The organism is Actinophytocola sp. (assembly GCF_045807065.1).
Taxonomy (GTDB): domain Bacteria; phylum Actinomycetota; class Actinomycetes; order Mycobacteriales; family Pseudonocardiaceae; genus Actinophytocola.
Window position 1 is genome coordinate 1 of record NZ_JBJMIE010000217.1, and the last position, 11,921, is coordinate 11,921.

General features: G+C 70.8%; 14 protein-coding genes. 13 read left to right on the forward strand and 1 reads right to left on the reverse strand.

What is annotated here, in order from left to right; all coding sequences use genetic code 11:
* Together ACJ73U_RS12860 and ilvD are read left to right on the forward strand one after the other, a co-directional pair.
* A partial coding sequence (locus ACJ73U_RS12860; RefSeq protein WP_407777815.1) for a tetratricopeptide repeat protein occupies positions 1 to 427 on the forward strand: 427 nt, incomplete at its 5' end.
* Positions 428 to 510: 83 nt separating this feature from the next.
* Positions 511 to 2,355, forward strand: a complete 1,845-nt coding sequence (ilvD, locus tag ACJ73U_RS12865) for a dihydroxy-acid dehydratase (RefSeq protein ID WP_407777816.1) — start codon at positions 511 to 513, stop codon at positions 2,353 to 2,355.
* Here the strand turns inward: ilvD and ACJ73U_RS12870 are convergent.
* Positions 2,325 to 3,128 carry a helix-turn-helix domain-containing protein gene (locus tag ACJ73U_RS12870; RefSeq protein ID WP_407777817.1) on the reverse strand — a complete coding sequence of 268 codons (804 nt, stop codon included), beginning with the start codon at positions 3,126 to 3,128 and terminating at the stop codon, positions 2,325 to 2,327. The genes ilvD and ACJ73U_RS12870 overlap by 31 nt on opposite strands.
* Before the next feature lie 80 nt (positions 3,129 to 3,208).
* Here ACJ73U_RS12870 and ACJ73U_RS12875 point away from each other — a divergent pair, with 80 nt between their 5' ends.
* The 11 genes from ACJ73U_RS12875 to ACJ73U_RS12925 all read left to right on the forward strand — a co-directional run.
* On the forward strand, positions 3,209 to 3,604 hold the full coding sequence (locus ACJ73U_RS12875) for an SRPBCC family protein (protein ID WP_407777818.1): 396 nt from the start codon (positions 3,209 to 3,211) through the stop codon (positions 3,602 to 3,604).
* A 70-nt stretch (positions 3,605 to 3,674) separates the two neighbouring features.
* Positions 3,675 to 3,764: a putative leader peptide gene (locus ACJ73U_RS12880; protein ID WP_407777819.1), complete on the forward strand. Its 90-nt coding sequence runs from the start codon at positions 3,675 to 3,677 to the stop codon at positions 3,762 to 3,764.
* A 111-nt stretch (positions 3,765 to 3,875) separates the two neighbouring features.
* Complete coding sequence (locus ACJ73U_RS12885; protein WP_407777820.1) at positions 3,876 to 5,555, forward strand: nitrite/sulfite reductase; 1,680 nt, start codon at positions 3,876 to 3,878, stop codon at positions 5,553 to 5,555.
* Positions 5,552 to 5,725 carry an Insertion element protein gene (locus tag ACJ73U_RS12890; protein ID WP_407777821.1) on the forward strand — a complete coding sequence of 58 codons (174 nt, stop codon included), beginning with the start codon at positions 5,552 to 5,554 and terminating at the stop codon, positions 5,723 to 5,725. The genes ACJ73U_RS12885 and ACJ73U_RS12890 overlap by 4 nt, the downstream gene beginning before the upstream one ends.
* Positions 5,722 to 6,417: a phosphoadenylyl-sulfate reductase gene (locus tag ACJ73U_RS12895; RefSeq protein ID WP_407777822.1), complete on the forward strand. Its 696-nt coding sequence runs from the start codon at positions 5,722 to 5,724 to the stop codon at positions 6,415 to 6,417. Before ACJ73U_RS12890 ends, ACJ73U_RS12895 begins: the two co-directional genes overlap by 4 nt.
* Complete coding sequence (gene cysD, locus ACJ73U_RS12900) at positions 6,414 to 7,325, forward strand: sulfate adenylyltransferase subunit CysD (protein WP_407777823.1); 912 nt, start codon at positions 6,414 to 6,416, stop codon at positions 7,323 to 7,325. The genes ACJ73U_RS12895 and cysD overlap by 4 nt, the downstream gene beginning before the upstream one ends.
* Positions 7,325 to 8,602 (forward strand): sulfate adenylyltransferase subunit 1, encoded by a 1,278-nt coding sequence (locus tag ACJ73U_RS12905; protein WP_407777824.1) that lies wholly within the window; start codon positions 7,325 to 7,327, stop codon positions 8,600 to 8,602. The genes cysD and ACJ73U_RS12905 overlap by 1 nt, the downstream gene beginning before the upstream one ends.
* A 9-nt stretch (positions 8,603 to 8,611) precedes the next feature.
* Positions 8,612 to 9,670, forward strand: coding sequence for an ABC transporter substrate-binding protein (locus ACJ73U_RS12910; protein WP_407777825.1), 1,059 nt, complete (start codon positions 8,612 to 8,614; stop codon positions 9,668 to 9,670).
* Positions 9,671 to 9,686: 16 nt separating this feature from the next.
* The gene (locus ACJ73U_RS12915; protein ID WP_407777826.1) at positions 9,687 to 10,460 is read left to right on the forward strand and encodes an ABC transporter ATP-binding protein; all 774 of its coding nucleotides are present in this window, start codon (positions 9,687 to 9,689) and stop codon (positions 10,458 to 10,460) included.
* On the forward strand, positions 10,453 to 11,370 hold the full coding sequence (locus tag ACJ73U_RS12920) for an ABC transporter permease (RefSeq protein ID WP_407777827.1): 918 nt from the start codon (positions 10,453 to 10,455) through the stop codon (positions 11,368 to 11,370). Before ACJ73U_RS12915 ends, ACJ73U_RS12920 begins: the two co-directional genes overlap by 8 nt.
* Positions 11,367 to 11,921 (forward strand): sirohydrochlorin chelatase (locus ACJ73U_RS12925; RefSeq protein WP_407777828.1); only part of this gene is annotated, 555 nt, incomplete at its 3' end. The genes ACJ73U_RS12920 and ACJ73U_RS12925, both read left to right, overlap by 4 nt.

Here is an 11,921-nt window from a genome sequence, read left to right on the forward strand (position 1 = left end):
CCAAGCCCTCACCCACTACAACGAAACACTCGCCCTACGACGCCGCATCCACAACCACTACGACGAAACACCCCAAACACTCCGCGACCTCTCCATCTCCTTGGAAAAGGTCGGCGACATCCACCGGCAACGCGGCCAACTCGACCAAGCCCTCACCCACTACAACGAAACACTCGCCCTACGACGCCGCATCCACAACCACTACGGCGAAACACCCCAAACACTCCGCGACCTCTCCATCTCCCTCAACAAGGTCGGGCTTGTCCGCGAGGCGCAGAAGCAGTTCGACGGTGCACTGGCCGCCTACACCGAAGCCACGGCGATCTACCGACGCCTTCGAGAGAACTACGATCCGTCCCTGTCCCAGAACGCGACTTGGGAGGACCTCCTGACCGCGCTGGACCGGGTGCGTGAGCAACTGGAGTAACGTGGCAACACCGCGAGTCCATCATGGACGCGCTCACCAGGCGCGATGGGCACAGTAAGTAACGATCGAGTACAGGAGGAGCCGTGCCTGAGCTCCGTTCCCGCATCACCACCCACGGTCGCAACGCGGCCGGTGCCCGTGCGCTGTGGCGTGCCACCGGCATGACCGACGGCGACTTCGGCAAGCCGATCGTGGCCATCGCGAACTCCTACACGCAGTTCGTGCCCGGGCACGTGCACCTGCGTGACCTCGGCGACATCGTGGCCGAGGCGGTCAAGGCGGCCGGTGGCATCGCGCGGGAGTTCCACACCATCGCGGTCGACGACGGCATCGCCATGGGGCACGGCGGGATGCTGTACTCGCTCCCGTCCCGGGAGATCATCGCCGACAGTGTCGAGTACATGGTCAACGCGCACGCGGCCGACGGGCTCGTGTGCATCTCCAACTGCGACAAGATCACGCCGGGCATGCTGAACGCGGCCATGCGGCTGAACATCCCGACCGTCTTCGTGTCGGGTGGGCCCATGGAGGCCGGCAAGGCGGTCGTCGTGGACGGGGTCGCGCACAACTCGTCCGACCTGATCACCGCGATCTCCGCGTCGGCCAACGACAACGTCGACGACATCGGGCTCACCGCCGTCGAGCAGTCCGCGTGCCCGACCTGCGGATCCTGTTCCGGCATGTTCACCGCCAACTCGATGAACTGCCTCACCGAGGCGCTCGGTCTCGCGCTGCCGGGCAACGGCTCCGCGCTGGCGACGCACGCCGCCCGGCGCGCGCTGTTCGAGCGGGCCGGCACCACCGTGATGGAGCTGGCCACGCGCTACTACCGGGACGACGACGATTCGGTGCTGCCGCGGTCGATCGCGACGCGGGACGCGTTCGTGAACGCCATGGCGCTGGACATGGCCATGGGCGGCTCCACCAACACCGTGCTGCACATCCTCGCGGCCGCGCGGGAGGGTGAGGTCGACTTCACGCTCACCGACATCGACGAGATCTCCCGGCGGGTGCCGTGCCTGTCGAAGGTGTCGCCGAACTCCAGCTACCACATGGAGGACGTGCACCGGGCGGGCGGCATCCCGGCGATCCTGGGCGAGCTGTGGCGCGGCGGGAAGCTCAACGAGGGCGTGCACACGATCCACTCGCCGTCGCTGGCGGAGTGGCTGTCCACGTGGGACATCCGCGCGTCGTCGCCGTCGGCGGAGGCCGTCGAGCTGTTCCACGCCGCGCCCGGCGGAGTCCGCACGACGAAGGCGTTCTCGACGTCCAACCGCTGGTCCGCACTGGACACCGACGCCGCCGGAGGCTGCATCCGGGACGTCGAGCACGCGTACACCGTCGAGGGTGGCCTCGCCGTGCTGCGCGGCAACCTGGCCGAGAACGGCGCGGTGATCAAGGCCGCGGGCATCGAGGAGGAGCTGTTCCACTTCGAGGGCCCGGCCCGCGTGGTCGAGAGCCAGGAGGAGGCCGTCTCGGTGATCCTCAAGCGGGAGATCCAGCCCGGCGAGGTCCTGGTCGTGCGGTACGAGGGGCCGGCCGGCGGCCCGGGCATGCAGGAGATGCTGCACCCGACCGCTTTCCTCAAGGGCGCCGGCCTCGGCAAGAAGTGCGCACTGATCACCGACGGCCGCTTCTCCGGCGGCACCTCGGGCCTGTCGATCGGCCACATCTCCCCGGAGGCGGCGGGCGGCGGCCTGATCGGCCTGGTCGAGGACGGCGACCGCATCCTCATCGACGTGCACGAGCGCAAGCTGGAACTGCTGGTCCCCGCCGACGTCCTGGCCGACCGCCGGGCGAAGATGGAGTCCAGCGAGCGCCCGTGGCAACCGAAGGACCGCCAGCGCCCGGTGACCGCCGCCCTACGCGCCTACGCCCGCATGACGACCGACGCCTCCTACGGCGCCGTCCGCGACGTCAACCGCTGAGCACCACTCTCCGCTGGCCGCGCCAGTAGCCTGCGGAGGCTGGTCGGGGTGTGGCCGGCGTGGGCGCGGACCGTGCGGGACAGGTGTGCCTGGTCGGCGAAGCCGAGGTCCGCGGCCAGTCGGGACAGGTTCTGCTCGCCGGCCTCGAGGCGGTCCAGCGCCCTGCCGACCCGTAGGCGGTTGCGGTAGTGGGTGAGCGAGATGCCCAGGGAACGGGTGAACGCCCTGCTCAACCGGTAGGGCGACACCCCGAGCGTCGCGGCGAGGGACAGCAGGTCGCTGGCCGCCGGGTCGTCGGCGGCGAGTGCCTCGCGTGCCCTGGCCACCAACGTCCGGTCCGCCGGTCGCGCGTGCACCGGGGCGGCGGCCAGCAGCCCGAGCAACGCCTCGACCAGCCCGTACTCGACGTCGGCGGACGTGGCCGCCAGCAGGCGGCGATGCGCGAGGTCCACCCGGGCGTCCACGTACACGAGCGGGCGGGCGGCGCCGGCCAGCCGCTCGCCCAGGGCGGCCGACATCGAGACCGACGTGCACACGTCCCCGCCGGCCGGGTGCGCGAAGCTCTCGTCCTCGCCGGGTGCGCCGAGGTAGGCGACCGTCGGGTCCAGGTCGACCACGGAGCCGGCCACGCGCCGGCGGAACCGGCCGCGGCGTACCAGCACCAGGCGGTAGTCGCCCCGCGGCTCGGACACCGACCAGCCCGCGTGCCCACCAGGACAGCGCGCCGCCCACACGCCCAGGTCAGCCCGTCCGGCCAGCTCCGTGAACTCCACGCGCCGGACGGTACGGCAGGGCACCGACGGTGCAAGGAAGTTCAAGACCGCGGCGCCCGCGGGCACAAGACTCCGGTGCCGTGGCGACTCTGCGACAGGACATCGAACTCGACACCGACCCCGACACCGCCTGGGACGCGCTTCGCGACTTCGGCGCCCTCCACGAACGCCTGGTCAGGGGCTTCGTGACCGCCTGTGAGTCGGACGGCCGGGAGCGGGTGATCACCTTCAGCACCGGACTCACCGTGCGCGAGCTGCTGGTGGGCGTCGACGACGAGCACCGCCGGCTCAGCTACGCCATCGTCGACGGGTTCACGCACTACCAGGGCACCGCGCAGGTGCTTCCGCGACCGACCGGCTGCCGGTTCGTCTGGCTCGTCGACCTGCTGCCCGACGAGCGCGCCGGCGACGTCGCGCGACTGATGGCGCACGGCGCTACCGCCATCCGGCGTACGCTGGGCGGCGCCGACCTATGACCCGGGTCACCGTGTCTCACGATACGGATCGCATTGGACCACAACGTGGGCACGTGGCACGCTGGAAATCGTGTTGAGTGCGATCGAGATCCTGCTGGTGGCCAGGCGCCACGTGGATTTCGTTCGCGTCTCCAGCGCGATGTGCCGTCGGGTCACCTGACCCGTCGCCGCCGTATTGATCGAGTCGGCGCCCGGGTGCGTCGGCCCAACCCGCTGTTCCCGAGGGTTCCCCGGCGCGCGCGAGTGCCCTGGAAGTCCGGAGGACCGACGGGTGTCAACTCCCACCACGCCCAGGCGAGCGCCGCGACGCCGCGGTGAGGGCCAGTGGGCGCTCGGGTACCGCGAGCCGCTCAACCCGAACGAACGCAGCAAGAGGGACGACAACCCGCTCAACGTCCGCGCACGTATCGAGAACATCTACGCGCACACCGGCTTTGACGGCATCGACCCCGGCGACCTGCGTGGTCGGTTCCGCTGGTTCGGCCTCTACACCCAGCGCAAGCCCGGCATCGACGGCGGCCGCACCGCCACCCTCGAACCCGAGGAGCTGGACGACAGCTACTTCATGCTGCGGGTCCGCATCGACGGCGGCGCCGTCACCACCGAGCAGCTGCGCGTCATCGGGGAGGTGTCGCGGCAGTACGCACGCGACACCGCGGACATCACCGACCGGCAGAACATCCAGTACCACTGGATCCGGATCGAGGACATGCCGGCGGTCTGGCAGAAGCTGGAGGGTGTCGGCCTCACCACCACCGAGGCGTGCGGCGACAGCCCGCGCGTGATCCTCGGCTCCCCCGTCGCCGGCATCGCCGAGGACGAGGTTCTCGACGGCACGCCGGCCATCGACGAGATCAGGCGCCGCTACATCGGCGCCAAGGAGTTCGCCAACCTCCCGCGCAAGTTCAAGACCGCGATCTCCGGCCTGCCGGACGTCGCCCACGAGGTACACGACGTCGCGTTCGTCGGCGTCGAGCACCCCGAGCACGGCCCCGGCTTCGACGTGTGGGTCGGCGGCGGGCTGTCCACCAACCCGATGATCGGCGTGCGGCTCGGCGCGTGGGTGCCGCTGGACGAGGTGCCGGCGGTGTGGACCGGCGTGATCAGCGTCTTCCGCGACTACGGCTACCGCCGCCTGCGCAACCGCGCGCGGCTGAAGTTCCTCGTCAAGGACTGGGGTGCCGAGAAGTTCCGCGAGGTCCTGGAGACCGAGTACCTCAAGCGCGAGCTGATCGACGGTCCCGCGCCGAAGGTGCCGGACCAGCCGCACGACCACATCGGCGTGCACCAGCAGAAGGACGGCAACTTCTACGTGGGCGCCGCACCCATCGCCGGCCGGGTCTCCGGCAGCACCCTGGTCGCCGTGGCCGACGCCGCGGAGAAGGCGGGCTCGCGCCGCGTCCGGTTCACGCCGCTGCAGAAGGTGATCGTGCTGGACGTGCCCAGGTCCGAGGTGGACGACCTGCGCACGGCGCTCGCCGGGCTGGGCCTGCAGACCGACCCGTCGCCGTGGCGGCGGGGCGTGATGGCCTGCACGGGCCTCGAGTTCTGCAAGCTCGCGATCGTCGAGACGAAGGCCCGCGCGGTGAACCTGGTGTCGGCGCTGGAGGACCGGCTCAAGGACATCACCGGCGACGTGACCACGCCGATCAGCGTGCACATCAACGGCTGCCCCAACTCCTGCGCCCGCATCCAGACCGCGGACATCGGGCTGAAGGGCCAGATCGTCACCGACGCCGACGGCAACCAGGTCGAGGGCTTCCAGGTCCACCTCGGCGGCGGGCTCGGCCTCGACGCAGGGTTCGGCCGGAAACTGCGTGGCCACAAGGTGACCGCGGAGGAGCTGCCGGACTACGTGGAGCGCGTGGTGCGCAACTACGTCGCCGACCGCAAGCCGGACGAGCGTTTCCCGCAGTGGGTGGCGCGCGCTTCGGAAGACGATCTCAAATGACGGAGCGCGCGACGCCGTTCTACTGCCCGTACTGCGGCGACGAGGACCTCCGCCCGCAGGAGGAACCCCATGCCGCGTGGCTGTGTACCGGCTGCCGGCGCGTGTTCACCGTCAAGTTCGTGGGACTGAACCTCGCTGGACAGACAGCACTGGAAGAGGTGACCAAGTGACCACCGCGACCAAGGACCTCAAGCGCCTCGCGGAGGAAGCATCGGTGGAGCTGGCCGACGCCACCGCGGCGGAAGCTCTCGCATGGACGGCGGAGACGTTCGGTGACAGGTTCATCGTCGCCGCCAACATGCAGGACGCCGTGCTGGTCGACCTCGCCGTGCGGGCGAAACCGAACGTGGACGTGCTGTTCCTGGAGACCGGCTACCACTTCGCCGAGACCATCGGCACCCGGGACGCGGTCGAGGTCACCTACCCCTCGATCCGGATCGTCAACGCCGAGGCCGAGCAGTCGGTGGCCGACCAGGAGGCGGAGTTCGGGCCGCTGAACAGGACCGACCCGACCCGGTGCTGCTTCCTGCGCAAGGTCGTGCCGCTGCGCAAGACGCTCGCGAACTACGACGCCTGGGTGACCGGCGTGCGCCGGGTCGACGCGCCGACCCGCGCGAACACGCCGACAGTCCAGTGGGACGACCGCAACAACCTGGTGAAGGTCAACCCGATCGCGCCGTGGACCGACGAGGAGTTCCGCGCGTACATCGACAGCCACGGCATCCTGGAGAACCCCCTCGTCGGCGAGGGGTACCTGTCGATCGGCTGCGCGCCGTGCACCGCGAAGCCGCTGCCGGGCGAGGACGCCCGCAGCGGCCGCTGGGCAGGCCTCGCCAAGACCGAGTGCGGGCTGCACGGATGACCGCGACCATCCCCGCGACACTGGACTCCCTGGGACGCCTGGAGTCCGAGGCGGTCCACATCATGCGGGAGGTGGCCGGCGAGTTCGACCGGCCGGTGATCCTCTTCTCCGGCGGCAAGGACTCCACGCTCCTGCTCCACCTGGCGGTCAAGGCGTTCTGGCCCGCGCCGGTGCCGTTCCCGTTGCTGCACGTGGACACCGGGCACAACTTCACCGAGGTCATCGAGTTCCGCGACCGGGTCGTCGAGCGGTACGGGCTGCGGCTCGTGGTCGCCGAGGTCCAGGACTGGATCGACGACGGCCGGCTCACCGAGCGCCCGGACGGCACCCGCAACCCGCTGCAGACCGTGCCGCTGCTGGACACCATCACCGAGCACCGGTTCGACGCGGTGTTCGGCGGCGGGCGCCGCGACGAGGAACGGGCCCGCGCCAAGGAGCGGATCTTCAGCCTGCGCAACGCGTTCGGCCAGTGGGAGCCGCGCCGGCAGCGCCCCGAGCTGTGGAACCTGTACAACGGGCGGCACCGGCCGGGCGAGCACGTACGCGTGTTCCCGCTGTCGAACTGGACCGAGCTGGACGTGTGGCGCTACATCGCCCGCGAGGGCATCGAGCTGCCGTCGATCTACTACGCGCACGAGCGCGAGGTCTACCTACGCGACGGCATGTGGCTCGCCGAGGGTCCGTGGGGCGGCCCGCGGGACGGGGAGGCGTTGCTGCGCAAGACGATCCGCTACCGCACGGTCGGCGACGGCTCGTACACCGGCGCGGTCGAGTCGACGGCCACGACGCTCGACGAGGTGATCGCGGAGGTGGCCGCGAGCCGGCTCACCGAGCGCGGCGCGACCCGCGCGGACGACCGGCTGTCCGAGGCGGCGATGGAGGATCGCAAGCGGGAGGGATACTTCTGATGTCCGACCTCCTTCGTCTGGCCACGGCGGGCAGTGTCGACGACGGCAAGTCGACGCTCGTCGGCCGGCTGCTGTACGACACGAAGTCCGTGCTCGCCGACCAGCTCGACGCCGTGCACCGGGCCAGTGTCGACAAAGGACTGACCACGCCGGACCTCTCGCTGCTCGTCGACGGGCTGCGGTCGGAACGCGAGCAGGGCATCACGATCGACGTCGCCTACCGCTACTTCGCCACGGACAGGCGCTCGTTCGTGCTCGCCGATACCCCGGGCCACGTGCAGTACACGCGCAACACGGTGACCGGCGCGTCAACGGCCGAGCTGGCGATCCTGCTGGTGGACGCCCGCAAGGGCGTGGTGGAGCAGACGAAGCGGCACGCGGCGGTCCTCGCGCTGCTGGGCGTGCCCCGGCTCGTGCTGGCGGTCAACAAGATCGACCTCGTGAACTACGACGAGGGCACGTTCGAGGTGATCGCCAAGGAGTTCACCCACCACGCGACCACGCTCGGCTACCCGTTCGGCACGGTGCTCGCGATCCCGGTGTCCGCGCTGCGGGGCGACAACGTGGTCGGGCGCTCGCCGCACACCCCCTGGTACGTCGGGCCGACGCTGCTGGAGCACCTGGAGAACGTGCCGGTGGAACCGGATCCGCACGAGGCGCCGTTCCGGTTCCCCGTGCAGTACGTGATCCGCCCGCGCACGCCGGAGCACCCGGACTACCGCGGCTACGCCGGTCAGGTCAACGCCGGCACGATCCGGCCGGGCGACGAGGTCGTCGTGCTGCCGGCCGGAGTGCGGACCACGGTCACGAAGATCGACACGCCGGACGGCGAGCTGTCCGAGGCGGCCGCCGGCCGTTCGGTCACGCTGCTGCTGGCCGACGACATCGACATCTCCCGTGGCGACGTGATCGCGAGTGCCACCGAACCGCCGGAGCTGACCGACGAGCTGGGCGCCACCCTGGCGTGGCTCGCGGACAAGCCGCTGCGGCCAGGTGCGCGTGTCCTTGTCAAGTCCGGGGCCAGGACCGTCCAGGCTGTGGTCACCGAGTTGCGCACCCGCTTCGACGAGCAGAAGCTGTCGACCCAGGACAACCCAGCCACGTTGACCCTCAACGAGATCGGCCAGGTGTCGCTGCGGACGGCCGAGCCGCTGCCGGTCGACAACTACACCAGCCACGGCCGGACGGGCGCCTTCCTGGTGATCGACCCGGCCGACGGCACGACGCTGGCCGCGGGGTTGGTCGGGGCACCGCTTCCGTTGCTCGACAAGGACTAGGAGATCCCTGTGCGCACCCGTTCAGTCCTCGCCACGATAGCCGCGTTATCCCTGCTCGCCACGGCATGTTCGCGGGCCGACGAAGGCGAGGACACCAGCGACACGGCCGCACAGGACCAGGGAGCGGCGGCCGAGCTGCGGCTCGGCTACTTCCCCAACGTCACCCACGCCCCCGCGCTGATCGGTCTCGAGAAGGGCCTGTTCGAGAAGGAGCTGGGCAAGACCAAGCTGACGCGGCAGGAGTTCAACGCCGGCCCCAACGAGGTGTCCGCGCTGCTGGGCGGCTCGCTCGACATCGGCTTCATCGGGTCGGGTCCCGCCATCAACGCCTACGCCAAGTCCAACGGCAAGGCGGTCCGGCTGATCTCCGGCGTCACCTCCGGCGGCGCGCAGCTGGTGACGACGTCGGACATCAGCAAGCCGGAGGACCTGGCCGGCAAGACGGTCGTCACCCCGCAGCTCGGCAACACCCAGGACGTGGCGCTGAAGAAGTGGTTGGCGGGCAAGGACCTCACCGGCAAGGTCCAGGTCACCAACATGGAGAACGCGCAGACCCTCGACGCCTTCAAGGGCGGTCAGGTGCAGGCGGCCTGGCTGCCGGAGCCGTGGTCGTCCCGGCTCGTGCTGGAGGCGGGCGCGAAGGTGTTCCTCGACGAGAAGGAACTGTGGCCGGACGGCAAGTTCCCGACCACGGTCCTCGTCGTGCGCACGGAGTTCCTCGACGAGCACCCGCAGACCGTCAAGGCGTTCCTGAAGGGCCTGGTCGCCTCGATCGGCTACGCCGAGGACAGCCCCGAGGACGCGCAGGCCGCGGTCAACAAGCAGCTGGAAGCGTTGACGGGCAAGGCGCTCAAGCCGGAGACCATCAAGCGGGCGTGGTCGAACATCACGCTCACGTTCGACCCGATCGCGGGCCAGTTCAAGCAGCTCGCCCAGGACCAGGTGACCGCGGGCATCGCGGAGAAGGCACCGGAGGTGGGCGGCTTCGCCGACCTCACCCAGCTCAACGCGGTGCTCAGGGAAGCGGGCAAGCCGGAGGTCGACGCCGGCGGCCTGGACAAGAAGTAGTTAGGGGAGGCGAGCCATGACCGCGACGCTCGAAACCGGGGTGCGAACCGACTACGCCGTGCGTCTTTCCGGCGTTGGCAAGACGTTCGGGCAGGGCAGGCGTGCGGTCACCGCGCTCGACGGGGTCGACCTCGACGTCGCGCCCGGCGAGTTCGTGTGCCTGCTCGGCGCGTCCGGGTGCGGCAAGACGACCGTCCTGAACCTGGTGGCCGGCCTGGAGAAGCAGTCGGCCGGCGAGATCGAGCTGAACACGTCGCGGCCGGCGGTCATGTTCCAGGAGGCCGCGCTGATGCCGTGGCTGACGGCCTCGCGCAACGTCGAGCTGCCGCTGCGCCTCGCCGGCGTTCGACGGGCGGAGCGGCGGGCGCGGGCCGGCGAGCTGCTGGCGCTGGTGCGGCTCGCCGGCGTCGGCGACAAGCGGCCGCACGAGCTGTCCGGCGGCATGCGCCAGCGGGTCGCGCTGGCGCGTGCCCTCGCGTCCGCCGTCGACGGTGACGCGAACTCGTTGCTGCTCATGGACGAGCCGTTCTCCGCGCTCGACGCGATCACCCGGGACGTGCTGCAGTCGGAGCTGGTGCGGATCTGGCGCGCGACCGAGACCGCGGTCCTGTTCGTCACGCACGACGTGCGGGAGGCCGTGCGCCTCGGGCAGCGGGTGGTGCTGCTGTCGTCGCGGCCGGGCCGGGTCGTGCAGGAGTGGCATGTGAACGACCTGGACGCGCCGGAGCAGGCCGTGGTGGTCGACGAGATCAACAGACGCCTGCACGAGGTGATCAGCAGCCATGCCTGAGGGCACCAGCCCGGCCGAGACCGTCGAGGACACCGGCGCGGCCGAGGTCGACGACGCCGCGTCCGTAGCCGGTCTCGACGCGCTCGACACGCCCACCCGATCCGCCTCGGACGCCCGGAGCTGGACCCGCAGGTTCCTGAGCCAGCTGTGGCCGCCGGTCCTCGTGCTGGTCCTGGTCGTCGCGATCTGGCAGGCGCTGTGGGCGGCCGCGTTCTGGCCGGAGTACAAGCTGCCCGCGCCGGCCGACGTGTGGGCGACGATCTGGAAGATCGTCGCGAACGGGGACATCGTCGGCTTCCTGTGGACGTCGGTGCACCGCGCGGTGATCGGGTTCGTCGTCGCGGTGGTCGTCGCCATCCCGCTCGGCCTGCTGATCGCGAACTTCAGCATCGTGCGGCGCGGGATCGGGCCGATCGTGTCCGGCCTGCAGAGCCTGCCGTCGGTGGCGTGGGTGCCGGCCGCGATCCTGTGGTTCGGCCTGACCGACGCGTCGATCTACTTCGTGGTGCTGCTCGGCGCGGTGCCGTCGATCGCGAACGGGCTCGTGTCCGGCATGGACCAGATCCCGCCGATCCTGCCCAGGGTCGGGAAGGTGCTCGGCGCGGGCCGGCTGGCGTCCGCCCGGCACATCCTGCTGCCGGCCGCGCTGCCCGGGTTCCTCGGTGGGCTCAAGCAGGGCTGGGCGTTCTCGTGGCGCTCGCTCATGGCCGCCGAGCTGATCGCGACGTCACCGCAGCTCGGGGTGGGGCTCGGGCAGTTCCTCCACAACGGCATGTCGCTGTCGGACATGTCGATGGTGATGGCGGCGATCATCCTGATCCTGTTCGTGGGCATCGGGATCGAGCTGCTGGTGTTCCGGCCGCTGGAGCGGAGCGTGCTGCGGGCACGCGGTCTGACCGGGGCCCTGTGAGCCCGCCCCTCGTCGCCGTCGCGCACGGCAGCCGGGATCCGCGGTCGGCCGCGTGCGTGACCGAGCTGCTGGCCGCGGTGCGTGCGCGCGAGCCCGGTCTCGACGTGCGTGCGGCGTTCCTCGAACTGTCCGCGCCACGCCTGTTCGACGTGCTGTCCGCGCTCGCGGCGGACGGGCACCAGCACGCCGTGGTCGTGCCGTTGCTGCTCGGGTCGGCGTACCACGCCCGCGTCGACCTGCCGGGGCTGGTGACCGAGGCGCACGCCAGGCTGCCTCGGCTGTCGGTGTCGGTGTCCCGAGTGCTCGGCCCGGACGAGCGGCTGTCCGCCGTGGCGCTGCGCCGGCTCGCCGGCACGGGCGTGTCCCTGGACGATCCCTCGCTCGGCGTGGTGCTGGCGGCTGCGGGGTCGTCGCACGCGCCGGCCAACGCGGCCGTGGCGGCGGTCGCGTCGTCGTGGGCGCGGCGGTTCCGGGTCGCGGGCGTGCGGCCCGCGTTCGCGGCTCAGGCCTCGCCGTCGGTGCCGGCCGCGGTGTCCGCGTTGCGTGCCGGG